The 23,137-nt window shown below is 71.2% G+C and carries 21 protein-coding genes and 1 tRNA gene; 14 read left to right on the top strand and 8 right to left on the bottom strand.

The genetic code is table 11. From position 1 onward, the window contains the following. The first annotated feature begins 88 nt into the window (after positions 1-88). The 3 genes from sepX (at position 89) to ACZ7NC_RS05760 (ending at position 2,900) form a co-directional block, all read left to right on the top strand. Positions 89-1,387: a divisome protein SepX/GlpR gene (gene sepX, locus ACZ7NC_RS05770; protein ID WP_471485207.1), complete on the top strand. Its 1,299-nt coding sequence runs from the start codon at positions 89-91 to the stop codon at positions 1,385-1,387. Between the two features lie 102 nt (positions 1,388-1,489). Then, a tRNA-Ala gene (locus tag ACZ7NC_RS05765) sits at positions 1,490-1,563 on the top strand. Between the two features lie 152 nt (positions 1,564-1,715). Then, positions 1,716-2,900, top strand: a complete 1,185-nt coding sequence (locus ACZ7NC_RS05760) for an MFS transporter (RefSeq protein WP_471485384.1) — start codon at positions 1,716-1,718, stop codon at positions 2,898-2,900. 4 nt (positions 2,901-2,904) lie between these two features. Here the strand turns inward: ACZ7NC_RS05760 and ACZ7NC_RS05755 are convergent, their stop codons facing one another. Continuing rightward, complete coding sequence (locus ACZ7NC_RS05755; RefSeq protein ID WP_471485205.1) at positions 2,905-3,381, bottom strand: GNAT family N-acetyltransferase; 477 nt, start codon at positions 3,379-3,381, stop codon at positions 2,905-2,907. Positions 3,382-3,466: 85 nt separating this feature from the next. Between ACZ7NC_RS05755 and ACZ7NC_RS05750 the strand changes: the two genes are divergently transcribed. Next, positions 3,467-4,261, top strand: a complete 795-nt coding sequence (locus ACZ7NC_RS05750) for an exodeoxyribonuclease III (RefSeq protein WP_471485203.1) — start codon at positions 3,467-3,469, stop codon at positions 4,259-4,261. A 60-nt stretch (positions 4,262-4,321) separates the two neighbouring features. On the opposite strand, the gene ACZ7NC_RS05745 is transcribed toward ACZ7NC_RS05750, so the two are convergent. Both ACZ7NC_RS05745 and ACZ7NC_RS05740 read right to left on the bottom strand, forming a co-directional pair. Next, positions 4,322-5,662 carry a recombinase family protein gene (locus tag ACZ7NC_RS05745; protein WP_471485201.1) on the bottom strand — a complete coding sequence of 447 codons (1,341 nt, stop codon included), beginning with the start codon at positions 5,660-5,662 and terminating at the stop codon, positions 4,322-4,324. Positions 5,663-5,822: 160 nt separating this feature from the next. Next, the gene (locus tag ACZ7NC_RS05740) at positions 5,823-6,464 is read right to left on the bottom strand and encodes a MerR family transcriptional regulator (protein ID WP_471485199.1); all 642 of its coding nucleotides are present in this window, start codon (positions 6,462-6,464) and stop codon (positions 5,823-5,825) included. 134 nt (positions 6,465-6,598) lie between these two features. Here ACZ7NC_RS05740 and ACZ7NC_RS05735 point away from each other — a divergent pair, with 134 nt between their 5' ends. From ACZ7NC_RS05735 to ACZ7NC_RS05720, 4 genes are all read left to right on the top strand, one after another. Further along, entirely contained in the window at positions 6,599-8,110 is a 1,512-nt protein-coding gene (locus ACZ7NC_RS05735) for a flavin-containing monooxygenase (protein WP_471485198.1), read from the top strand. Continuing rightward, positions 8,107-9,051: an alpha/beta fold hydrolase gene (locus tag ACZ7NC_RS05730; RefSeq protein ID WP_471485196.1), complete on the top strand. Its 945-nt coding sequence runs from the start codon at positions 8,107-8,109 to the stop codon at positions 9,049-9,051. Before ACZ7NC_RS05735 ends, ACZ7NC_RS05730 begins: the two co-directional genes overlap by 4 nt. Beyond that, a complete protein-coding gene (locus tag ACZ7NC_RS05725) occupies positions 9,048-9,932 on the top strand; it encodes an SDR family oxidoreductase (RefSeq protein WP_471485194.1) in 885 nt (294 codons plus the stop codon). The genes ACZ7NC_RS05730 and ACZ7NC_RS05725 overlap by 4 nt, the downstream gene beginning before the upstream one ends. Positions 9,933-10,020: 88 nt before the next feature. Continuing rightward, positions 10,021-10,188 (top strand): hypothetical protein, encoded by a 168-nt coding sequence (locus tag ACZ7NC_RS05720; RefSeq protein ID WP_471485192.1) that lies wholly within the window; start codon positions 10,021-10,023, stop codon positions 10,186-10,188. A gap of 82 nt (positions 10,189-10,270) precedes the next feature. On the opposite strand, the gene ACZ7NC_RS05715 is transcribed toward ACZ7NC_RS05720, so the two are convergent. Then, positions 10,271-13,504: a S41 family peptidase gene (locus ACZ7NC_RS05715; RefSeq protein WP_471485190.1), complete on the bottom strand. Its 3,234-nt coding sequence runs from the start codon at positions 13,502-13,504 to the stop codon at positions 10,271-10,273. Positions 13,505-13,668: 164 nt separating this feature from the next. Between ACZ7NC_RS05715 and ACZ7NC_RS05710 the strand changes: the two genes are divergently transcribed. From ACZ7NC_RS05710 to ACZ7NC_RS05690, 5 genes are all read left to right on the top strand, one after another. Then, a complete protein-coding gene (locus ACZ7NC_RS05710; RefSeq protein ID WP_471485188.1) occupies positions 13,669-14,268 on the top strand; it encodes a TetR/AcrR family transcriptional regulator in 600 nt (199 codons plus the stop codon). Between the two features lie 105 nt (positions 14,269-14,373). Beyond that, the gene (locus ACZ7NC_RS05705; protein ID WP_471485186.1) at positions 14,374-16,602 is read left to right on the top strand and encodes an MMPL family transporter; all 2,229 of its coding nucleotides are present in this window, start codon (positions 14,374-14,376) and stop codon (positions 16,600-16,602) included. A gap of 34 nt (positions 16,603-16,636) precedes the next feature. After that, positions 16,637-17,278 (top strand): hypothetical protein, encoded by a 642-nt coding sequence (locus tag ACZ7NC_RS05700; RefSeq protein ID WP_471485184.1) that lies wholly within the window; start codon positions 16,637-16,639, stop codon positions 17,276-17,278. Between the two features lie 98 nt (positions 17,279-17,376). Further along, positions 17,377-17,850, top strand: coding sequence for a YbaK/EbsC family protein (locus ACZ7NC_RS05695; RefSeq protein ID WP_471485182.1), 474 nt, complete (start codon positions 17,377-17,379; stop codon positions 17,848-17,850). Then, positions 17,847-18,692, top strand: a complete 846-nt coding sequence (locus ACZ7NC_RS05690) for an EamA family transporter (RefSeq protein ID WP_471485180.1) — start codon at positions 17,847-17,849, stop codon at positions 18,690-18,692. Before ACZ7NC_RS05695 ends, ACZ7NC_RS05690 begins: the two co-directional genes overlap by 4 nt. Here ACZ7NC_RS05690 and ACZ7NC_RS05685 read toward each other — a convergent pair. Both ACZ7NC_RS05685 and ACZ7NC_RS05680 read right to left on the bottom strand, forming a co-directional pair. After that, the gene (locus ACZ7NC_RS05685) at positions 18,689-19,405 is read right to left on the bottom strand and encodes a class I SAM-dependent methyltransferase (RefSeq protein ID WP_471485179.1); all 717 of its coding nucleotides are present in this window, start codon (positions 19,403-19,405) and stop codon (positions 18,689-18,691) included. The genes ACZ7NC_RS05690 and ACZ7NC_RS05685 overlap by 4 nt on opposite strands. 32 nt (positions 19,406-19,437) lie before the next feature. After that, entirely contained in the window at positions 19,438-20,907 is a 1,470-nt protein-coding gene (locus ACZ7NC_RS05680) for a purple acid phosphatase family protein (protein ID WP_471485178.1), read from the bottom strand. A gap of 251 nt (positions 20,908-21,158) precedes the next feature. Here ACZ7NC_RS05680 and ACZ7NC_RS05675 point away from each other — a divergent pair, with 251 nt between their 5' ends. Next, positions 21,159-21,434 carry a DUF1876 domain-containing protein gene (locus ACZ7NC_RS05675; RefSeq protein WP_471485176.1) on the top strand — a complete coding sequence of 92 codons (276 nt, stop codon included), beginning with the start codon at positions 21,159-21,161 and terminating at the stop codon, positions 21,432-21,434. A gap of 16 nt (positions 21,435-21,450) precedes the next feature. On the opposite strand, the gene ACZ7NC_RS05670 is transcribed toward ACZ7NC_RS05675, so the two are convergent. Next, complete coding sequence (locus tag ACZ7NC_RS05670; protein ID WP_471485174.1) at positions 21,451-22,611, bottom strand: serine hydrolase domain-containing protein; 1,161 nt, start codon at positions 22,609-22,611, stop codon at positions 21,451-21,453. A 37-nt stretch (positions 22,612-22,648) separates the two neighbouring features. Continuing rightward, on the bottom strand, positions 22,649-23,098 hold the full coding sequence (locus ACZ7NC_RS05665; protein WP_471485172.1) for an organic hydroperoxide resistance protein: 450 nt from the start codon (positions 23,096-23,098) through the stop codon (positions 22,649-22,651). Between the last annotated feature and the right edge of the window lie 39 nt (positions 23,099-23,137).

The following is a 23,137-nucleotide window of genomic DNA, read 5'->3' as shown; positions in this document are numbered from 1 at the left end:
AAAAAAAGTTCGAAATATCAGCCAGATCGTGCGACACACCGGCTCAATTGGCAGATGGCCTCATGCAAACCCCTCTACCGTGTGAGGCGTGAGCAGCAGCGGCCTCATCTACGCAGTCATTGTCGGGGCCTGGGCCGCCTACTTGGTGCCGATGTGGCTCCGTAGGCAGGACGAGCTGAACGAGGCCCGTCCGACGGAACGCTTCAGCACAGCCATCCGGTTGCTGTCCGGACGGGCGGGGATGGAGCGCCGGTACGCCAAGGACCTGCGCGCGCGCTCCACCGAGGAGGGGGAGCCCAGCGCCGATCACCCGGGCGACGTCACCGAGTCGGTGGACGTCCGGGCCTTCGCCGTACCTCCGACCCGTCCGCAGACCCAGGCCACCGCCCAGTCGACGGCCCAGGCGCAGGCATCCGGGCGCCCGGAGCCGGCCCGTGAACCCGCCCGCGAACCGGTCGCCAAGCCGGCGTCCGAGCGCGTCGGCGCATCCACGGCCGAACCGGGCGCCGGCCAGGCGGGCCAGGCGCGCAAGCGGGTGCCCGCGGCCCGGCGTCCGCCTTCGGGGGAGGCAGCCGCAGCGCGGGCCCGGCGCACGAAGGTACTCGCGCGCCGCAGGCGTACGACCGTCGTTCTCTTCCTCGCCTTCACACTCGGGGCGATCGTCGCCGCCGTCGGCGGGCTCGCGTTCCTCTGGGCGCCCGGCATTCCCGCCGTGATGCTCAGCGGATACATCGCGCATCTGCGCACCCAGGAGCGCCGCCGCTTCGCCTACCAGATGGACCGCCGCCGTGCCGAGGCCGCAGCCCAGCGGCTGCGCGAGCATGCGCGGCAGTCACGCCGACGTGGCAGCGCCGACGCCGGGCCCGGTGCCGGCGAGCCCGACGCGGGGCCCGAACCAGGCACCGATCCCGGGCTGTCCGCCCTCGCCGCGGACCGGCGTGCCCTCGTCGAGCAGACCGATCACGCCGAGTGGGTCGACCAGCAGCGCGAGCGCCGGCGGCGGCCGGGCCACGGGGACAGCTGGGACCCGGTCCCGGTGCCCCTGCCGACCTACGTCACCGCACCGGTCGCTCCGCGTGCCTCCGCCGACGTGGACCTCGGGGCGCCGGACGCCTGGAGCTCGGCCCGGTCGAGCTCCGTCGCCCGGGACCGGGAGGCGGGCGCCGAGGCGGCCCCCGCCGGGCGGGACGCGGACGCCGGCGAGACGGCTCGCGGGGAGGGCAAGGCCGACGGGAGCGGACGGGGCGACGCCCTCCCGCACGCCCGGTCGCGTTCGCGCGGGGGGACCCCCTCCGCCGCTTCCGCCCGCCGGGCCCGCGAGCGCGGTCGTACCCCGCTGTTCGACCAGTACGAGGACGGCGACCGGCCCCGAGCGGCGAACGAGTAGCGGCCGCGACCAGGGAACCCGCCCCCGGCGGGTCCGGTCGGCCCGGCCGGGAACGGATTTCCAAGCAGACCGATCGGGGTGCTAAAGTTTCACTCGTTGCAAGGGCCTGTGGCGCAGTCCGGTAGCGCACCTCGTTCGCATCGAGGGGGCCAGGGGTTCAAATCCCCTCAGGTCCACCGCAACAACTCTTCAGAGAGATCTGGCGAGTTGGAAAGATCCCGTCCGATCGGTTGATCGGGCGGGATCTTTGCTGTTCCCAAGGGGCCACGGGTTGAGGGGGACTGTGGAAAGGACCGCCGCACGGTTACCGGCGAGACGCGTGACGCCGCTGCGCAACGCGGCCTTCCGCCGGTTCGGGACCGCCAGCCTCATCTCCGCCACCGGCTCCGCGATGGCGCCCCTTGCACTCGCCTACTCCGTGATCGAACAAGGCGGGGGAGCCGGGGCCCTCGGTGTGGTGCTCGCCACGAACTCCGTTCCGACCATCGTCTTCCTCCTCGTCGGCGGAGTGCTTGCGGACCGGGTGTCCCGCAGCCGGCTGCTCTTCCTCGGCAACCTGCTGGCGGCCGCGGCCCAAGGGGCGCTGGCCGTGACCGTCGCCACCGGGCACGCGACGACCACCTCCATCGCGGTCTGCGGCTTCCTCGCGGGGACGGCCCTGGCCTTCACCGTGCCCGCCACCCAGGGGGCCGTCGCCCAGATCGTGCCCGCGGAGCAGCTACAGCAGGCCAACGCCCTGCTCAGACTGCCGAGCAACGCGGTCAAGGTGCTCGGACCGGCCGCCGGCGGAGTCGTCGTCGCGGTGAGCGGCCCGGCCTGGGCGCTGGCCTGGGACGCGCTCACCTTCGCCGTGGCCGCCTTCCTGCTGCTCGGGCTGCGCCTGGACGCGCCCGTCACCGTCGGCAGCGCGCTCGGTGATCTGCGGGAGGGCTGGACCGGCTTCTGGTCGCGGACCTGGCTGTGGACCTATACGGCGAGCGGCACCGTCCTCGTCGCCGCGTGGCTCGCGGGGTTCCAGCTGCTCGGGCCCGTCGTCGCGGCGGAGCGGTACGCGGGGGCGCGGGACTGGGGGCTCGTGGCGGGCGCCTTCTCGGCCGGGCTGCTGGCCGGGACCGTGGTGTGCCTGCGCTGGCGCCCGTACCGGCTGATGGTCGTGGCCGTCGCCGCCGGTGCGCCCCTCGCCGCACCGCTGCTCGTCATGGGCTGGGGACTGCCGCTGCCCTGGCTGCTGTTGGCCGCGCTGCTCGCCGGGATCGGGCTGGATGTGGCGATCGTCACCTGGACGACCGCCTTCCAGCAGCATGTGCCGCCGGGGGAGTTGGGGCGGATGAGCGCCTTCAACAGCGTCGGGGAGCGGCTGGCGATTCCGCTCGGCTATCTGCTCACCGCTCTCGCGGCGGGCATGTGGGACGACCGGACGGTGCTGGTGGCGTGTGCCGGACTCATCGTCGCCGCCGTCGTCCTCAACCTCTGTGTACGGGACCTGTATCGCATCAACGCGGCACGGAAGTGACCGCTCACAGCGCCTTCGCGTAACACAGGCTCAGCTCGTGGAAGCGGTAGTAGCCGAACTTCTCGCACGGCTCGTACCCGCTGGACGTGTACAGCGCCACCGCCTCCGGCTGCTTGGCGCCGGTCTCCAGCACCATGCGGATACGGCCCGCCGCCCGCGCGTCCTCCTCCAGCGCGGCCAGGATGCGTCTCGCTAGGCCGCGCCCGCGCACCGCCTCGACGACGTACATCCGCTTGAGTTCGGCGTCGCCGTCCTGGTTGCCCTCGCCGTTGTCGTCCTGGGCCCGCCAGCCGCCGGAGGCGACGGGGACGCCGAGCTCGTCGTACGCGATCAGGTACAGGCCGTTCGGCGGCGTGAAGTCGCTCGTGGCCAGGGGTGTGGCGTCGCCGTCGTCGCCGTAGCGGACGGCGTACTCGGCCTGGACCTGGTCGTTGAGCTTCACGGCGTCGGGGTGGTCGAAGGGGACGCGACGTATATACATGCTAGATACCGTATATCAATTCAAGTCAAGAGGTTCCAGAACCGGACACCGTCCAGTGTGCCGGTAGGGTGCCGGAGTGCTCACTGTGACCTCTGTGAATGTGAACGGGCTGCGGGCCGCCGCGAAGAAGGGCTTCGTGGAGTGGCTCGCCGGCACCGAGGCCGATGTGCTGTGCCTCCAGGAGGTGCGCGCGGAGCCGCAGCAGCTGCCCGAGCACGTCCGCAGGCCCGACGGCTGGCATGTCGTGCACGCGCCCGCGGCCGCCAAGGGCCGCGCCGGGGTCTCCCTCTACACCCGCCGCGAGCCCGACCGTATCCAGGTCGGCTTCGGGTCGACGGAGTTCGACGGCAGCGGCCGCTATGTCGAGGCCGATCTGCCGGGTGTGACCATCGCCTCGCTCTATCTCCCCTCCGGCGAGGTCGGCACCGAGCGGCAGGACGAGAAGGTCCGCTTCATGGGCGAGTTCCTGGCCTATCTGAAGGGCCTGCGCGAGCGCGCCGCCGCCGACGGCCGAGAGGTCCTCGTCTGCGGCGACTGGAACATCGCCCACCAGCAGGCCGACCTGAAGAACTGGCGCGGCAACACCAAGAACTCCGGCTTCCTGCCGGAGGAGCGGGAGTGGCTGACCCAGGTGCTCGACCCCGCCGCGGGCGGCTACGTCGATGTCGTGCGGGCGCTGCATCCGGACACCGAGGGGCCGTACACGTGGTGGTCCTACCGCGGGCGCGCCTTTGACAACGATTCAGGGTGGCGCATTGATCTTGCCGTGGCGACCCCTGGGCTGGCGGCACGGGCCGTCAAGGCAGTCGTGGAGCGAGCGGCAAGCCACCAGGAGCGGTGGTCGGACCATGCTCCGGTATCGGTGGTCTTCGAGATGTGACGCGGGCCGAGCGAGGTGATCGGGAAAATCGCATGCCTCGCTCGGTCCGCCCCTCAGGCCTCAGTTGTTTGGGCGTGCCCCGAGGCGTTCACCGAGCGTGAAGGTCAGGCGTGAGATGTCCGGCCCGGCCAGCCGGGCGGGGCCACCGCCACAGTGGCCCTTGGCGACGGTGACGCGCACGCCGCTTGCTAGGAGAAGTGCTCGCGAGACGGTGATGTCCGTCGCGGCCTCGCGGTAGCGGTCGACCGTGTACGTTTCAAGCCAGTCGGACCGCATGCCCGCTGGGGCGGGGCACACTCCACCCCGAGTCGATGTTCGGCACGTGTAGTCGCCGTACGGATAGCCCTTGCGCGCGGCGAAGTACATGCGTCCCTCACAGCTTGCGCAGTGCACAACGCCGGTGAGCAGCGCGGTCGTTCGGTCGCTCGGTGAACGAGGGCCGACGGAGCGTGCGTCAAGGGCGTGTTGCAGCGCCTGGAACTCCTCATCGGACAGTACCGGCTGTCCGATGAGGACCGGGGCACCCGATGCGTCGCGAACCGTCCTCCCTCCGTGAATCCGATGTCCCATCAGTGACGGGCTGCGTAGCACTTTGGACAGAGTGCTTGAAGTCCAACGGAATCGTTCGAAGTCACGTCCGTGGCGACGGCCGCCAGTTGGGCGTCCCCGGAGCTGGGCATGACGGTCGCGTGGCACCAGCATGTCTGAGGCGTTCAGTTCGCGTGCGATGGCGTTCAGCGACCGTCCCGCATGTACATCGTCCACGATCATGCGGATGAGCGCTGCGCTCTCGGGTTCGGGAGTCAGGCACCACCCGCTGCCTGAGGGGTGCGGTGCCTTCTGGTAGCCGAAGGGGACCAACCCGCCTCCGTAGCGACCGGCGGCACGCAATGCCTCATGGCAGCTGCTGAGCCGCGCAGAGATGGTGCGGGCCTCCTGCTCGGCGTCGTGAGCAAGGTCCATGCACCGCCGGATGGTCGCGCCGTCCGCCTGCGGTGTCACAACTAGCGGGTGGTCGGCTTCGGGCATGCCGAATACGAGTGTCCGGGCGTGCTGTCGACCCCACGCGATCAACTCCACCATGTGCGCCACGGAGCGGACGGCGCGATCCACGTGTGACCACACGACGGCTTCGTAGTCGTGAGGCCGACGCAGCCAGGACGAGAGGGAAGGCCTCTCGAACGGGGACGTCCGGCGGGCCGAGATCCCAAGGTCCGACGCCTCGGCGACCAGAGTGAAGCCGAGCCTCTCGGCGTAGAGCTGGATGGCAGACCGCTGTCGGCTCGGCGAAGTGGTCACACTCGTGAGGCAACTGAGACGCAGGGCCGCAAGCGCCCTCGGCTGCCCGGCGGAGGGCGAGTGGGGCGTGCGCAGGGCTGGTCGGGGGCTACTCTTGGGCATGTCGACGCTCCTTGGGCAGTGTCGGCCATACCCCGGGGCTGCTGGAACAGCCGCCGGGGCCTTTTCGATCTCACTCTCGGAGCGCGAACGTCATTCCGGGTACCAAAGGCGGAAAGGTACTTCGATAGTGTGAATCTCCGGGCTTTGTAGAGGGTTTGAGCTACTGCTGCTTCCGCAGCCGCCGGTCCAGTGCCAGGGACAGCTCCGCCTCCACCACGCTGCGGGCGAGTGGGCGCAGGCGGGGGAGGTCTTGCTCGTGGGCGTGGCGCAGGACCAGGTCGGCGAACATCTCCGCCAGGTCGTCCACGTGCTCGCGGACCCGTGCGCCCGCCGCCAGTACCTCCGCGAGCGGGATGCCCTCGCGGACCAGGGCCGAGGAGACGTCCAGCAGGCGGCGGCTGATGTGGACGATCTCGTCGCCGTCGGTGCCCAGGTAGCCCAGGTCCAGCGCGGCGGCGAGGTTCTCCGGGGTGACCTGGCCCTCGAAGCGGGCGGCGAGCTCCTCGGGGGTGAGGCGGACCGGTTCCTCCTCGGTCGGGCTGACCCCGAGGACGTCGGCGACGTCGCGGCCGTGGTCGAGGGCCTCGGCCAGTTCACCGATGCCGGTCAGGGTGTGGCCGCGCTCCAGCAGTGCCGCGATGGTGCGCAGACGGGCCAGGTGGTGGTCGTCGTACCAGGCGATACGGCCCTCGCGGCGCGGTGGCGGGATCAGCTTGCGTTCTCGGTAGAAGCGCAGGGTGCGCACCGTGATGCCGGCCAGACGGGCGAGCTCCTCCATGCGGTATTCACGCTTCTCGGTCACTGGGGAACCTTAATTCGTACCGGCGGTAACTTTCGTGGCTCCGACCCCTACCGGTCGGTACGGACCTCCTCTACTCTCCCCATTGCGCCAGTGTTCACTGGCGTGGTTCCGGTTCGATGTGTGGAGGCACAGGCATGGCCGAACGCGAACATGTGCGGGTCGCGGTGGTCGGGTCCGGGTTCGGCGGGCTGGGGGCCGCCGTACGGCTGCGGCGCGAGGGCGTCACCGACTTCGTGGTGCTGGAGCGGGCCGGCAGCGTCGGGGGCACCTGGCGGGACAACAGCTATCCGGGGTGCGCGTGCGATGTGCCGTCCCATCTGTACTCGTTCTCCTTCGCGCCCAATCCCGACTGGCCGCGCACCTTCTCCGGGCAGGAGCACATCCGCGCGTACCTGGAGCATGTGACGGATGTCTTCGGGCTGCGGCCGCACATCCGCTTCGACTCGGAGGTGAAGCGGATGACCTGGAACGGCGAGCGGCTGTGCTGGGACATCGAGACCAGTAGCGGGAGTCTGTCGGCCGACCTCGTCGTCTCCGCCACCGGGCCGCTGTCCGACCCGAAGATCCCCGACATCCCGGGGCTCGACTCCTTCCCCGGCAAGGTCTTCCACTCCGCCCGCTGGGACCACGACTACGACCTGCGCGGCAAGCGCGTCGCCATGGTCGGCACCGGCGCCTCCGCCATCCAGATCGTGCCGGCCATCCAGCCCGAGGTCGACCGGCTGACCCTCTTCCAGCGCACCCCGCCCTGGGTCATGCCCCGCATCGACCGCGCCATCAGCGGAGCCGAGCGCTCCCTGCACCGGGCCCTGCCCTTCACCAGCCGGCTGCGCCGCGGACTGCTGTGGGGCATCCGGGAGTTGCAGGTCCAGGCGTTCACCAAGCGTCCGGGCGAACTGGGACTCGTCGAGAACCTGGCCAAGCGGAACATGGGCCGTTCCATCAAGGACCCGGCGCTGCGCGCCAAGCTCACCCCCGACTACCGCATCGGCTGCAAGCGGATCCTGCTGAGCAGCGAGTACTACCCGGCGCTCGCCCGGCCCAATGTGGACGTCGTCGCCAGTGGGCTGAGCGAGATCCGCGGCTCGACCGTCGTGGCCGCCGACGGAAGTGAGGCCGAGGTCGACGCGATCGTCTTCGGCACCGGGTTCCATGTCACCGACATGCCCATCGCCGAGCGGGTCGTGGGCGCGGAGGGCAAGACGCTGGCCGAGGCGTGGAAGGGCGGGATGGAGGCGCTGCGGGGTGCGTCGGCCGCCGGGTTCCCGAACTGGATGACCATCATCGGGCCGAACACCGGCCTCGGGAACTCGTCCATGATCCTCATGATCGAGTCCCAGCTGAACTACCTGGCCGACTTCGTACGGCAGTTGAACGTCCTGGGTGGTCGGGTGGCGCTCGACGCGCGGCCGAGCGCCGTGCAGGCCTGGAACCGGCGGGTGCAGGAGCGGATGAAGCGGACTGTGTGGAACACGGGCGGGTGCACGAGCTGGTACCTCGACGCGAGCGGCCGTAACACCACCATCTGGCCCGGTACGACGAGCGAGTTCCGGCAGGCGACACGGCGGGTGGATCTCGCGGAGTACGCCGTCGTGCGGGCGCCGGTCAAGGCCGACAACGACAAGAGCGCGGAGGTCGTCGCGTGAGCCGCCTGATGAACGTGGCCTCCGGGCCGTACGCCCCTCCCGCCCCCGCCCGCGAGCTGACGGCCGAGTCCGCCGACGGGGCCCGGCTGCACATAGAGGTGCACGGACCCGTCGACGACATGGAAGCTCCCGCCGTCGTCCTCGCGCACGGCTGGGCCTGCTCGACCGCCTTCTGGGCCGCGCAGATCCGGGAACTGGCCGTCGACCACCGGGTCATCGCCTACGACCAGCGCGGCCACGGACGCAGCCCGGTCGGCTCGGCGTACAGCACCGACTCTCTCGCCGACGACCTCGAAGCCGTACTGAAGGCGACGCTGGGACCCGGCGAGAAGGCCGTGATCGTCGGCCACTCCATGGGCGGCATGACGGTGATGGCCGCCGCCGCGCGTCCGTGCTTTCGCGAGCATGCCGCCGCCGTCCTGCTGTGCAGCACGGGCGCCTCGCGGCTGGTCGCCGAGTCGACGGTGATACCCCTGCGCGCGGGCCGGCTGCGCACCTGGCTGACCGGGCGCGTCCTCGGCTCGCGGGCGCCGCTCGGGCCGGTCACGCCGATCGCCCGGGCGATCCTCAAGTACGCGACGATGGGCCCCGGTTCGGCCCCGCACATGGTCGAGGCGTGCGCGCGGATCGTGCACGCGTGCCCGCGCAAGGTGCGCCACGCCTGGTCGCGGGTGCTCGACCTGCTCGATCTCGACCACGGTGTACGGGAGTTGACGGCACCGACCGCCGTGATCGTGGGCACGGCCGACCGGCTGACCCCGCCGGTGCACGCACACGCGCTGGCCGCCGCGCTGCCGAACTGCCTCGGTGTCACCGAACTGCCCGGCCTCGGGCACATGACGCCCGTCGAGGCGCCCGAGCTGGTGACCGCGAAGATACGGGAACTCGTCACGACGTACCCGCAGACCAGGACGCACACGCAGGTGAAGGAGGGCGCATGAGCAGGGTGAGCCTCGAAGGACAGGTGGCCGTCGTCACGGGCGCGGCGCGGGGTGTCGGCGAGCTGCTCGCGCGCAAGCTCTCCGCGCGCGGTGCCACGGTGGCGCTCGTGGGCCTTGAGCCGGACGCCCTCAAGCAGGTCTGCGAACGACTGCACGGCGACAGCGACCACTGGTACGCCGATGTGACGGATCACGAGGCGATGGCGCGGGTCGCGCAGGAGGTGAAGGAACGGTTCGGGAAGGTCGACATCGTCGTCGCCAACGCGGGTGTCGCCAGCGGGGGACCGTTCATGGACTCCGACCCGGAGGCGTGGCGGCGGGTCATCGAGGTCAATCTCATCGGGTCGGCGGTGACGGCCCGCGCGTTCTTGCCGGTGCTGATGGAGAGCCGGGGCTATCTGCTCCAGATCGCCTCGCTCGCGGCCATCACCCCGGCGCCGATGATGACGGCGTACTGCGCGTCCAAGTCGGGTGTGGAGGCGTACGCGCACAGTCTGCGGGCCGAAGTCGGGTACAAGGGCGTGCGAGTGGGGGTCGGGTATCTGTCCTGGACCGACACTGACATGGTGCGCGGGGCCGATCAGGACGACGTCATGCGGGAGTTGCGGGGGCGGCTGCCGTGGCCGTCCAACAAGACCTATCCGCTGGGGCCGGCGGTCGACCGGATCGTGGCCGGGATCGAGCGGCGGTCGAGCCATGTGTACGCGCAGTGGTGGCTGCGCGGGATGCAGGGTGTGCGCGGGTATCTGCCGGGGATCATCGGGGCCGTGGGGCAGCGGGAGATGCGGCGGTTCGGGGACCGGCTTCAGGGGGTGCGGACGGGGCTGGTCGGAGCGGGCGGCGCCGCCGATGAGCAGGAGCGTATTACGCGGCGTAACTGATCGACATGCGCAGGGTTGTCGCCCGTGTGAATCTGGTCGAGGCCCCAGCGAGGGGCCAACCCCCCACCCACTACGGGAGTGAACCCACATGGGCATGAAGGACCAGTTCAAGGAGAAGTCCGAGCAGCTGCAGGAGCGTGCGCGCCAGCACGGTCAGCAGGGCCAGCAGGAGCGCCGTCAGCGGCCGCAGCGGGACGAGGAGTCCGAGCGGATGCGTGAGGACGAGGAGCGGTTCGACGAGGACTACGACCGGTAGTCAGACGTTGCGCTGAAACGCGGGGTGCCCCCTGGTTCTGGGGGTGCCCCGCGTTTGTGTTGTGGAGTTGCCCGGCCGTGCCCTAAGTGCGTGGCGGCAATTTCGGTCTCGAACGGTCCGGGACATGCGCGTAGTCGGGGGGCGTTGCCGGCGGGTTCGTCTCCAGGAGCTCAAGCGCGAGCGTCACCGCGTCCGTCAGCTGCGCGTGTCTGCCCTCCGCCCAGTCCAGCGGCGTGCGAAGGACCTCGACATCCGGGCTCACCCCCTTGTTCTCGATGCTCCAGCCGTACGCGTCGAACCACGCCGCGTTCATGGGGACCGTGATCACCGTGCCGTCGCCCAGGCGGTGGCGGCCGGTCATGCCGACCACTCCGCCCCAGGTGCGCTGGCCCACCACCGGGCCCAGCTTGAGGAGTTTGAAGGCCGCCGTGATCATGTCGCCGTCCGAGGAGGTCGCCTCGTCGGCCAGGGCGACGATCGGCCCGCGCGGGGCGTTCGAGGCGTACGACACCGGCTGGGCGTTGCGTGTGAGGTCCCAGCCGAGGATCGTGCGGGTCAGCTTCTCCACCACCAGTTCGCTGATGTGGCCGCCCGCGTTGCCGCGTACGTCGACGATCAGGGCGGGCCGGGACATCTCCATGCGCAGGTCCCGGTTGAACTGGGCCCAGCCCGAGCCGCCCATGTCCGGGATGTGTAGATATCCGCAGCGGCCGCCGCTCAACTCCCGTACGACGGCGCGGCGTTTGGCGACCCAGTCCTGGTAGCGCAGGGGGCGTTCGTCGATGAGGGGGACCACCGCCACGCGGCGGGCCCGGCCCCCCTCGCCCTCGGCCGGGGTGAACGTCAGCTCCACCGTCGTACCGCCCGCCCCGGCGAGCAGGGGATACGGGCCGGCGACCGGGTCCACGGGGCGGCCGTCGACGTGGGTGAGCACCGCACCTTCCCGGATTCCCGTGCCGGCCAGCGGGGAGCGGGCTTTGGAGTCGGAGGACTCGCCGGGCAGGATGCGCTTGACCATCCAGCCGTCGTCGCGGCGCACGAAGTTGGCGCCCAGAAGGCCCTGCCAGCGCTGGTAGTGCGATGGGCCCTCGTTGCGGCGGGCGGCGGCGACATAGGCGTGCGAGGTGCCGAGCTCGCCCAGGACCTCGCGGAGCAGATCCGCGAACTCGTCGGGGGAGGCGACCCGTTCGACCAGGGGGCGGTACTGGTCGAGGACCGCGTTCCAGTCGATGCCGCACATCTTCGGCTCCCAGAAGTACGCCCGGATCAGCCGGCCCGCCTCCTCGTAGGACTGTCTCCACTCGGCCGCCGGGTCCACCTCGTGCAGGATGCGGCGGGCGTCGATCCAGACCGTGGTGTCGCCGTCGCCGGACTCGGTGGCGGGCACCGCCCGTAGTTCGCCCTCGTCGACCACGACCAGGCGGGTGCCGTCGCCGCTGACGGTGAACCAGTCGAGATGGTCGACGAGTTCGGACTTCTTGGCCTTGGTGATGCTGAAGTGTTCGAGGGTCGGCCGGCCCGTCATGTCGTCCGGGTTGGCGAACGTCTCGCCCAGCGCGCCCGAGATCGGCCAGCGCAGCCACACCAGCCCGCCGCCCGAGACCGGGCACAGCGCCGAGTACTTGGAGGCGGTGACCGGGAAGGGGGTGACCCTGCTCTCCAGGCCCTCGACCTCGACGGTCGTCGCGCCGCCGCCGTCGCCCTCCTCGTCCTCCACCGGGTCCAGGCCACCGGCGGCCGGGCGGCCCTCGGGGTTCAGGGCGAAGGGGGAGGGGGTCGCGGAGGACAGGGGTACCAGGTAGGGGCGGCAGCCGAGCGGGAAGGAGAGGTCGCCGGTGTGGACGTCGTACACCGGGTCGAAGCCCCGCCAGGAGAGGAAGGCGAGATAGCGGCCGTCCCTGGTGAACACCGGGTTCTCGTCCTCGAACCGGCCGCCCGTGACATCGACGATCAAACTGTCCTTTATGCGGGCCAGCTTGATCTGGCGCAGGGTCCGGCCGATCCCGGGGTGCGACCAGGTCAGCCAGGTCCCGTCCGGGGAGAAGGCCAGGTCCCGCACGGGTCCGTTGACCGACCGGATCAGTTCCGTGACCTCGCCGCCCGAGTCCTCGGTCGCGTCGAGCAGGAGCAGCCGTCCGTCGTGCGCGGCGATGGCGAGGCGTTCGCCCTTCGGGTCGGCGACCATCTCAAGGACCCGGCCCACCTCGCCCGAGGCCATGCGCCGAGGCTCGCGGTCGCCGGTCGCGCGGGGCAGGTGGGCGATCTCGATCGCGTCCTCGCCCTCCGCGTCCGTCACATACGCGACCTGGCCGACCGGGCCGAGCATCTCCGGGAGCCGGACCCGTACGCCCGGGGTGTCGGTGATCGTGCGGGCCGGGCCGTCGCGGTGGGTGAGCCAGTACAGGCTGCCGCGTACGACGACGGCGCTCGCGCGGCCCGTCTCGTCCACGGAGATTCCGTCGACGTGCTGGGCGGCGGGCACCTGGTAGGTACGCCGGCCCGCGCGCGGCCCGCTGAGCCGTACGTCGAGCTTGCGCGGCTCGGAGTCCGCGGCCAGGTCGTCCACGATCCACAGGTCGCCCGCGCACTGGTACACCACCCGGGTGCCGTCACTGGAGGCGCACCGGGCGTAGAAGGCGTCGTGGTCGGTGTGGCGGCGCAGGTCGGTGCCGTCGTAGGCGCACGAGTAGAGGTTGCCGACGCCCTCGTGGTCGGAGAGGAAGGCGATCCGGCCGCCGACGAACATGGGGGAGGCGAGGTGCCCGGCGAGGTCCGCGAGCAGGCGTTCGCCGTGCAGCCACAGGCGGCCGGTGGCGCCGCCCCGGTAGCGCTTCCAGGAGGCCGGTTCGTGCGGTGGGGTGCCGGTCAGGAGCAGGCTCTTGCGCTCGCCGTCGAGGTCGGCGACCTGGATGTCGGAGCAGGGGCCCCAGGGCAGCTTGCGGCCGGGGTCGCCGTCGGGGCGGACCTTGTAGGCCCAGGTGTAGTGGGAGAAGGGCTCGCCGTGGGAGGCGACGGCGAGGATCACGCCGTCGGGGGTCCAGCCGCACACCTGGGTGTCCGCCGACCCCCAGTGGGTGAGCTGCCGGCCCGGTCCGCCGTCCACCGGGACCAGGTGGATCTCGGGGACCAGGCTGCGCCAGCTCGTGTACGCGATGTGCCGGCCGTCGGGGGAGAAGCGGGGGTGGCCGATCTTGGTGCGGTCCACGGTGAGCCGCCAGGCGCGGCCCGGGCGGTCGAGGGGGGTCAGCCACAGGTCGTCCTCGGCCACGAAGCACAGCACGTCGTCATGGAGGTGCGGCAGGCGCAGATAGCTCACCTCCCCATGCTTTTCCCGTGGACGTACCTGAGCAACTCGTGACATCTCCCCCATGAAGCCGTCGCGTGAGTCAGAACACGAACGAAACCGTTTCGTTTCGCTCGCGGGTGCGCTATCGTCGTGGTGTACGAAACCGTGTCGTTCGGAGAGGGAAGGTGACAGCGGTGGCGGAGGTCGCATCGGCACGTCGCAGCCGTATCACCCCCGAGCGCGAGGCCGAGCTGTACGCGGCCGTGCTCGACCTGCTCCGAGAGGTCGGCTACGACGCCCTCACCATGGACGCCGTGGCGGCCCGCACCCGGTCCAGCAAGGCGACGCTCTACCGCCAGTGGGGCGGCAAGCCGGAGCTGGTGGCGAAGGCGATCCGGCACAACAAGCCGGGCAGCATCGGCGACGTCGACACCGGGACCCTGCGGGGCGACCTGCACGCCCTCACCTCGCGTGAGGACGACTGCACCATGCAGCAGAACGCCGCGCTGATGCGGGGTCTGTTCATGGCGGTGCACGGCAACCCGGACCTCCTCCAGGCGTTCAAGGAACTGCTGATCGAACCCGAGATGGAGGAGTTCCACCGGGTGGTCCGGCGGGCCGTCGACCGCGGCGAGATCCGCGCCGACTGTCCCGCGCTGGGCTACGTGGTGCACATGCTCGTCGGCGCGTTCGCCACCCGCACGCTGATCGACGACCAGCCTCCGACCCAGACGTTCCTCACGTCGTACATCGACGCCGTGGTCCTCCCCGCCCTCGGCGTTCGCGTCAACTGACGAGTCCCCTCAGCTAGCCCTCCTCCTGACGTAACCGCTCACGTCGTCGGGCTGATCACCCCTGCCCAAGTACCAACCCCCACGACCTGACCGGGAGTTGCCCTCGTGGCCACGTTCCTCTACAAAGTCGGCCGGCTCGCCTTCCGGCGACGGCACTTCGTCGCCCTGATATGGGTCGCGCTGCTCACCCTCGCCGGTGTGGGCGCGGCCAGTGCGCCCGCGGCGGGCACCACCTCCTTCTCGATCCCCGGCACCGAGGCGCAGAAGGCCTTCGACCTGCTGGAACAGCGCTTCCCCGGCATGAGCGCCGACGGCGCCACGGCCCGGGTCGTCTTCAAGGCACCGGACGGCCAGAAGATGACCGACCCGGGCAACAAGGCGACCGTGCAGGACACCGTCAAGGAGCTGTCCGACGGCTCCGAGGTGGCCTCCGTCGCCGACCCGTACACCGCGAAGGCCGTGAGCAAGGACGGCACGATCGCGTACGCGTCCGTGAAGTACGAGGTCTCCGGCATGGAGCTGAAGGACTCCTCGCGCGAGGCTCTGGAGGACGCCGCGCAGGACGCGCGGGGCGCGGGGCTGACCGTGGAGGTCGGCGGTGACGCGCTCCAGACGACGCCCGAGACCGGAGCCACGGAGATCATCGGCATCGCGGTCGCCGCGGTCGTCCTGGTCATCACCTTCGGCTCGCTGATCGCGGCAGGGCTCCCGCTGCTCACCGCCCTGATCGGCGTCGGCATCGGCATCTCGACGATCACCGCCCTGGCGAGCGCGCTGGAGCTGGGCTCCACGACCTCGACGCTGGCGATGATGATCGGCCTCGCGGTCGGCATCGACTACGCCCTGTTCATCGTCTCCCGCTACCGCGCCGAGCTCGCCGAGGGCCGCGAGCGCGAGGAGGCGGCCGGCCGGGCCGTGGGCACGGCGGGCTCGGCGGTGGTCTTCGCGGGCCTGACGGTCGTGATCGCGCTGGTCGGTCTGTCGGTGGTCAACATCCCGATGCTGACCAAGATGGGCATCGCGGCGGCGGGCACGGTCGTGATCGCGGTGCTGATCGCGCTGACGATGATCCCGGCGCTGCTCGGCTACGCCGGCAAGAAGGTCCAGCCCGCCGGGAGGAAGAGCCGGTGGATGGGCGGCAACCGGGCCGAGAAGAAGGCGGCTTCCGGCAGGACCAAGCCGAACATGGGCACCCGCTGGGCCAGCTTCGTCGTACGCCGCCCGATCGCCGTGCTGCTGCTGGCAGTCGTAGGTCTCGGAGCGGCGGCCGTCCCGGCGGGCTCCCTCGAACTGGGTCTGGGCGACGACGGTTCGCAGCCGACGTCCACGACCCAGCGGCGGGCGTACGACCTCCTGTCCGACGGCTTCGGGCCGGGCTTCAACGGTCCGCTGATGGTCGTGGTCGACGCGAAGGGGAACGACGATCCGGACGCCGTCTTCCAGCAGGTCGGCGATGACATCAAGGGCCTGAAGAACGTCGTGACGGTGACGCCGGCGGCGCCCAACAAGGCGGGCGACACGGCGACGATCACGGTCATCCCGAAGTCGAAGCCGTCGTCGGTGACCACCGAGGACCTGGTGCACTCCATCCGTGACAAGGGCGCGGAGGTGAAGGCCGACACGGACGCGACCGTGCTGGTCACCGGCTCGACGGCGATGAACATCGACGTCTCGCAGAAGCTGAACGACGCGCTGATCCCGTACCTCGCGCTGGTGGTTGGCCTCGCATTCCTCCTGCTGATCGTGGTCTTCCGCTCGATCCTGGTCCCGCTGAAGGCGGCGCTCGGCTTCCTGCTGAGTGTGATGGCGGCGCTCGGCGCGGTGGTCGCGGTGTTCCAGTGGGGCTGGTTCGCGGGCCTCATGGGCGTGGAGGAGACCGGCCCGGTGATGTCGATGATGCCGATCTTCATGGTCGGCGTGGTCTTCGGCCTGGCCATGGACTACGAAGTGTTCCTCGTGACGCGGATGCGCGAGGCGTACGTCCACGGCGAGAAGCCGAGCCAGGCGGTGGTGACCGGGTTCAAGCACGGCGCGCGGGTCGTCACGGCCGCGGCCGTGATCATGATGGCGGTCTTCGCGGGCTTCATCGGCTCGTCCGAGTCCATGGTCAAGATGATCGGCTTCGGACTGGCGATTGCGGTCTTCTTCGACGCGTTCATCGTGCGGATGGCGATCGTCCCGGCGGTGCTCGCCCTGCTCGGCCGCCGCGCCTGGTGGCTCCCGAAGTGGCTGGACCGGGCCCTGCCGAACGTGGACGTGGAGGGCGAGGGCCTGCGCACGGACGAGGACCGGGCGAAGGGCGCGGACCCGGACAAGGAGCTGGCACGCGTCTGACCGCCCGCAAAAAGAGAGCAGCGAAGAAGGAGCCATGGCCAAGGGACGCGTCACCGTCTGTGTACCCGCCTGCGACCCGGAGGACCCCGAGTCGCTGCGCCGGGCGATCGGACGGGCCATGGCTCCGTACGACTACAACCGCGAGGACATCCCCCACCCGGACTGGGTGGGGGAGTGGGACTACTGGTTCATCTCGGGCGCCGGGTGTGAGTTCGCCGTTCTGCCCGGGCACGAGGACGACCCCCGCCTCGTAAGGCACGACGAGTGGAGAGAGCCGGCCGAGGAGCTGCCCCGGTCGCGGTGCCACGGCGGTCCACGCGGACTGCTCGACCTCGACACCGACCGGGCGGAGGTGGCCCGGGACGCCGCGCGCCGCTGGGACGACTGGCGGAGGTTCGAGGCCCGCCACACCGGTCCGGAGTCGGTGCTGCGGGCCATCGCCCGGGACCCGGAGCTGAGGGAGCGGTTCACCCACAGCCCCTACGACTCGTTCGGCCGGGACCGGGAGGCGTACATCGCAGAACGCGCAGCCGACGTGCTTCCCAGCACGGCGCTGCTCACCCTGGACGGCCGCTGGGTCGAGTACGGCGGGCCCGGTTACCGGGAGTGGTTCAACACCTACCTGGACGCCCTGCCGACGGACACGATGGTCGTGCGGGTGCTGTACCACTCCTGATCTCGGCCCACACCCTCTTGACCGGGGCCACTTCACCGTCGCCCCCGGCACCTGGAATTCGTTCGTGATGCACGTGTCCGCCAGCTAGCCTGCGGGGCATGACCCGCTTCGACGAGGCTCTTCGTGAGCTCGGGCTGACCGGCCTCCACGCCCGGATCCGGCGCTTCCCGGACGCCACCCGTACCGCCGCCGAGGCCGCCGCGGCCGTTGGGTGTGAGCTGAGTCAGATCTGCAAGTCGCTGATCTTCGCGGCGGACGGGGTGCCGGTGCTGGTGCTGATGGACGGGGCGTCGCGGGTCGACCTGGAGCTCGTCCGGAAGGAACTCGGCGTTCAGAAGGTCACGCGGGCCAAGGCCGACGTCGTACGGGAGACGACCGGGTACGCCATCGGGGGCGTGCCGCCCTTCGGGCACCGTACGAAGACGCGCGTGCTCGCCGACCGGTCGCTGCTGGAGCACGAGGTCGTGTGGGCCGCCGCCGGGAATCCGCACGCGGTCTTCCCCATGGCCCCCAAGGACCTCGTCGCCCATGCCGGTGCCACCCTCGTGGACGTGCGCGAGCTGACTTCGTGACCCCGCTGGTCACCGCCGCCGTGCTGTTGGCGGCCGTCACGCACGCCAGTTGGAACGCCATCGCCCACAAGATCACCGACAAGCTGGTGGCGTTCACGCTCATCTCGGGCGGCGGGGTGCTGATCGGGCTGGCGCTGATGCCCTTCGGGGCGTTCCCGGCGGCGCGGGCGTGGCCGTATCTGCTGGCCTCCGCCGTTGTCCACATCGTCTACTTCGCGCTGCTCATGAAGTCCTTCCGGCTGGGCGACTTCGGACAGGCCTACCCCATCGCGCGCGGCACCGCGCCGCTCGTGGTCGCCGTGCTCGCCGCCGTGTTCGCGCACGAGGTGCCGGACGGCTGGGCGGCCACCGGAATCGCCCTGTCCTGCGCGGGACTTACGGGCGTGGCCCTGTGGGGCCTGCGCGGGAGCCGGCCCGACTGGGCCGCGATCGGCGCCGCGTTGGCGACCGGGCTGAGCATCGCCGCGTACACCGTCCTCGACGGGCTGGGCGTGCGGGCGTCGGGGTCGTCGCTCGGCTATATCGCCTGGCTGATGGCAGTCGAGGGGCTCGTCGTCCCCGCGTACACGGTCTGGCGCCTGCGCGGGGAGACGGTCGCCCTGCTGCGGCCGTTCGCAGCGATCGGGCTGCTCGGCGCCGCGCTGTCCGTCACCGCGTACGCGCTGGTCCTGTGGGCGCAGACGAAGGCGGAGCTGGCGCCGATCGCAGCGCTGCGGGAGTCGTCCATCATCGTGGGGGCGGCGATCGGGGCGGTGTTCTTCAAGGAGCGCTTCGGTGCGCCCCGGATCGCGGCGGCGGTGCTGCTCGTTGTCGGGATCGGGATGATGCTGCACACGAGTTAGGCGGCGAGCGCCGGCTTGGTGACCCGGAACGCGAACTGGCCGCAGTACGTCAGCTTCCGCAGGTTCACCAGGGCCGTCTTGCGGCGGCCCTGCTTCGCCCAGTCGTCGATCTCGGTGTTGAGCGGGGACTGCTCGTCCCAGTAGCGGCTGTACTCGGGCGGTCGGCCGAGGTAGCTGCGCATGATCAGCGCGACCCCGTCGAGGGAGGGCCGGATCTCCTCCAGCGCCAGCCCGGCCTCTTCGACCAGCATCCGGAAGCCGTACGGCGTGTAGTTCCACAGGCTGAAGGAGTGGTACGGCTCGAACTGGCTCGTCGACCCGATGAAGCGGCCGCCGGGCTTCAGCACCCGGGCGATCTCCGCGAGCAGCTCGCGCGGACGGGCGACGTGTTCGAAGACCTGGTGCGAGTAGACCAGCGGGAGTGAGCCGCAGCCGAGGGGGAGGTGGACGCCGTCGTAGTGCACGACCGGGTCGCCGCCCGGCGTGCGCTGGCCGGCCTCCGGCGAGTCACGGATGTCCACGCCGACCCACCGCACATCGGGGTCGTGCCTGCGGAACAGCTTGGCGGAGGTGCCACGGCCGCACCCCAGGTCGACGACCAGCCCGGGCGCGCCGGGGGCGGCCATCACCTCGTCGACGTAGTACCGCGAGGTGACCTGCCGGGCATGGTCGTCGGGGATGCAGTCGCGCATGAGCTCCCAGAGGGTCGCCATGTCTCGATGCTACGAACACCCACCGTCACGCGCTATTCACGCCCCGCGACCCCGGACAGGTCGTGCGCCCGCATGCTGTTGCGGTCGGTGACCGAGCGGCCGAGCGCGTGGTGCGGCCACAGACCGGCGGCGACCCGTCTGCTGCGCTCGCTCCACTGCCGGGCCGCCGTGGCGCCGGCCTTGTAGTGGTTGAGGGCGTAGCCGCCGGAGTGGATGCGCAGAAGAGTGAAACCGCCGGGGTATTCCTTGGCGGCGGCGACCTCCTGATGGGTGACGTGCGGGGCGCGCAGCAGCGTCGTGCGCTTGTTGCGGTGGGTGTGGCCCGCGTGGTGCAGGAAGACACCGGGCGCGGCGGCGTAGGCGTCGACGACGGCGCGGGCCTGTCGGCGCTCCAGGCACTGGCCGCGGGTCACCGGGAAGAGGGAGTCCCGTACGGCCAGCGGATGGTGGCCGAACACCACCGTCGGCTGGTCGGGCTGCTCCCGCAGCCGCTCCCGGAACCACGCCAGCTGCTCGGGGCCGAGGCCGCCCGCGTCGGCGCCGTTGCCGGACTTGGCGTAGGTGTCGAGGCCGATGATCCGCAGCCCGCCGAGGTCACGGGCGAAGTAGCCGGGTCCGTCGGCGACCGGGAAGGCCGCGCGGAAGGTGCCGCTGTCCTGGGAGCGGTCGTGATTGCCGCGGACGACGAAGTAGTCCTGCCCGTGCGTGCCGAAGCCGTCCAGGATCCGCCGGGCCTCGCCCAGGTCGGCGGCCGCCCCGCCGGCCGAGATGTCGCCCCCGGCCAGCAGCAGGTCGGCCCCGCGCCGGCGGGCCTCCTCGACCAGGGCCCGGCTCATGAGCTCCGGATACGGCGCCCGCCCCGGCTGCTGCGCGACCCCGCGCAGCAGGGGCAGCCCGCCGACGAGTCCGGCGGTGGTCTCGCCGAGGTGCAGGTCGTTGCAGAGCGCGATCGACAGCAGGTGCCGGCCGGGCGGGGGCTGCGGGGTGGTGAAGGAGTACGGCCCGCCGCCGGAGCCGAACCCGAACGTCGAGGTGCCCACCGCGTTGCCGCGTACCAGATGCAGCGGGGTGGGCGTCGCGGCCACGCCACGGGAGCGGGCCTGGTAGTAGTACGTCTGCCCCGGCTCCAGGTCGGTGAGCTCGACCTGGTGATGGGCGGTCGTCCGGCCCTCGGACGCGGTGCGGTTGAGCCGGCCGGGGTGGGTGCCGTAGACGACCTCGCCCTCGGTGATCGCGGGGAGGGGGTGGCCCAGGCCGTCGTTGGTGCCGGGGATGGCGGTGTACCAGGTGATGACGGCACGGTCCTCGGTCAGCGTGACCAGTTCCAGGTTGACGGCGGCCAGGTCATCGGGGTGATGGGAGCGGGCCCGGCGTACGGCGGCCGAGGCCGACCGCGCCAGGGCAGGCGCGAGACGCGCGCCGGAGCGCAGCACCTCGCAGGGGCCGGGGAAGGCCGACAGTGCTGCGAGAGCGGGCAGATGAGCGGAGAAGCAGCAGCGCATGTCCTTGGTGTGGCCCGGGGTGGTTAACGGGGGAGGTGGCGGTGACGGCGGGGCCAGGTCCGGCGCGCGACATCTTCCATGGAAGCAGGCCGCGACCGTCAGTCGTAGGTTCTGTGCCGAGTGTCACCTGATCCCGAGTTGCGCCGTTCGTCCGGGGGCGGCATCTGTACACGAAAGCGTCGTGGCACCCGACTAGGCGCGGGCGCCCCGGAAGGAGCACCCTGGAAGCAGTTCTTCCGGAGGTGATCGTCATGATGCACACCACAGTGGGATGGCATGTCGAGCTGGAGTTCCTGGAGGACGACCAGCACACGCGGGCGGTGGCGATGGTGCGGCTTCCCGACGGCACCGAAGTACGGGCCCACGGACACGCCACACGGCACCACACCGACTCCCATCAGCCACGTGTCGGGGAGGAGATCGCCGGCGCCCGCGCGCTGAACGAACTCGCGATGCAGATGCTCACCAAGGCGCACAGCGAGATCGACTCGGCGTCAGGCCGCACGTCGCACCCGATCCACGTGTGAGCCACCGGCTCCGGCCCTAGCCTGCCAGCGACGCCCGTACCGCCCGTACCAGACCCTGCGCCCTCGGATCCGCCGTCACCGTCTTGCGGAAGCCGTTCGTCACATAGCCGAACGCGATCCCCGTCTCCGGGTCGGCGAAGCCGAGGGCGCCGCCGCGGCCGGGGTGGCCGAAGGAGCCGGGGCCCAGCAGGGGGGACGCGGTGCCGTGGAGCATGTAGCCGAGGCCGAAGCGGGTGTTCACGACCAGGACGCGGTCCGGGCCCGACGACTCCTCGGCGCGGGCCAGTTCCACCGTCGCCGGGTCGAAGAGCCGTACGCCGTCGACCTCGCCGATCAGCGCCGCGTAGACGCGGGCCAGACCCTCGGCCGTCGCGATGCCGTTCGTCGCGGGGAGGGCGGCGGCGTGATAGGCGGGCTCGTTCTGGTCGGGGAAGGGGGTGATCGCGGCGAACGCGCGGCGGGTGAGGGAGTCCGGGTCCTGGTAGGCCTCGGTGACCGAGCGCCTCGGCCGCGCCCGCAGCCCGCCCGCCGGCTCCGGCCCCTCGACCCTGCCGGTACGGCCCACCCGGTCCGCCTCCGACTCCGGCAGCCCCAGCCACAGATCCGCGCCCAGCGGACCGGCGACCTCCGCCGCGAGCCACTCGCCGAGCAGGCGGCCCGTCACTCGCCGCACCAGTTCGTCCAGCAGCCAGCCGTATGTCAGCGCGTGATAGCCGTGGTCGGTGCCCGGCTCCCACACGGGCGTCTGCGCGGCCACCGCCGCCGGTCCGCGGTGCGGGTCCAGCGCCTCCTCGGGCGTGAGCGGGCGGTCCAGGACCGGCAGCCCGGCGCGGTGGTTCAGCACCTGCCGCACCAGCAGCCGCTCCTTGCCGTGCGCCTTGAACTCCGGCCAGTACTCGCCGACCGGCGCGTCCAGGTCCAGCACCCCACGCTGGTGCAGCAAGAGCGGTACGGCCGCGGCGACGCCCTTGGTCGCCGAGCGCACGACCTGCGCGGTGCCGTGCTGCCACGGCTGCTCGCCGTCGACGTCCTTCGTGCCGGCCCACAGGTCGACGACCTTGCGCCCGTCCCGGTACACGGTGACGGCCGCGCCCCGCTCCCCGAGCGCGGCGAAGTTCCGTACGAACGCCTCCCTGACCGGCTCGAAGCCCTCGGCCACTGTGCCGTTCGCGTCCACGTCCGTCTCCTCGTCCTGACTGGTGCGGGGTGCCCCTCTACCCAAGCAGGATGGTGACGTCGATGTTCCCCCGGGTGGCGTTGGAGTACGGGCAGACCTCGTGCGCGGCGTCGACCAGCTTGGCCGCGAGGTCCGCGTCCAGCACCGGCAGGGAGACGCTGAGGGCGACCGCGAGGCCGTAGCCGCGGTGCTTGTTGGGGCCGATGCCTACCTTCGCGGCGACCGTGGATCCGGTGAGGTCGTAGCCCTCGCGGTTGCCGACGAGGATCAGCGCGCTGTGGAAGCAGGTGCTGTAGCCGGCGGCGAACAGCTGCTCGGGGTTGGTGCCGTTGCCGTCGCCGCCCAGCTGCGGCGGCATCGCGACCTTCAGCTCGATCTGACCGTCCTGGCTGGTGACATAGCCGTCCCGGCCGCCGTGCGCGGTGGCCTCGGCGACGTACATGATCTTCGTCGGACGGGTGTCGACGGCGGTGCCCTCGTCGGTCATGGGTGGCCCTCCCCCCGGAACAGCGCGCATCGGAAAAGG

The organism is Streptomyces sp. NPDC111802 (assembly GCF_055634335.1).
The sequence above is the reverse complement of the archived record's forward strand: the minus strand, read 5'-3'. Positions and strand labels throughout refer to the sequence as shown.

Bases quoted from the DNA above. Each gene is read 5' to 3' on its own strand.
- ACZ7NC_RS05755 (WP_471485205.1), bottom strand. From the start codon at position 3,381: ATGTATATACGTCGCGTCCCCTTCGACCACCCCGACGCCGTGAAGCTC.
- ACZ7NC_RS05745 (WP_471485201.1), bottom strand. From the start codon at position 5,662: ATGCCCAAGAGTAGCCCCCGACCAGCCCTGCGCACGCCCCACTCGCCC.
- ACZ7NC_RS05735 (WP_471485198.1), top strand. From the start codon at position 6,599: ATGGCCGAACGCGAACATGTGCGGGTCGCGGTGGTCGGGTCCGGGTTC.
- ACZ7NC_RS05725 (WP_471485194.1), top strand. From the start codon at position 9,048: ATGAGCAGGGTGAGCCTCGAAGGACAGGTGGCCGTCGTCACGGGCGCG.
- ACZ7NC_RS05720 (WP_471485192.1), top strand. From the start codon at position 10,021: ATGGGCATGAAGGACCAGTTCAAGGAGAAGTCCGAGCAGCTGCAGGAG.
- ACZ7NC_RS05700 (WP_471485184.1), top strand. From the start codon at position 16,637: ATGGCCAAGGGACGCGTCACCGTCTGTGTACCCGCCTGCGACCCGGAG.
- ACZ7NC_RS05695 (WP_471485182.1), top strand. From the start codon at position 17,377: ATGACCCGCTTCGACGAGGCTCTTCGTGAGCTCGGGCTGACCGGCCTC.
- ACZ7NC_RS05685 (WP_471485179.1), bottom strand. From the start codon at position 19,405: ATGGCGACCCTCTGGGAGCTCATGCGCGACTGCATCCCCGACGACCAT.
- ACZ7NC_RS05680 (WP_471485178.1), bottom strand. From the start codon at position 20,907: ATGCGCTGCTGCTTCTCCGCTCATCTGCCCGCTCTCGCAGCACTGTCG.
- ACZ7NC_RS05675 (WP_471485176.1), top strand. From the start codon at position 21,159: ATGATGCACACCACAGTGGGATGGCATGTCGAGCTGGAGTTCCTGGAG.
- ACZ7NC_RS05665 (WP_471485172.1), bottom strand. From the start codon at position 23,098: ATGACCGACGAGGGCACCGCCGTCGACACCCGTCCGACGAAGATCATG.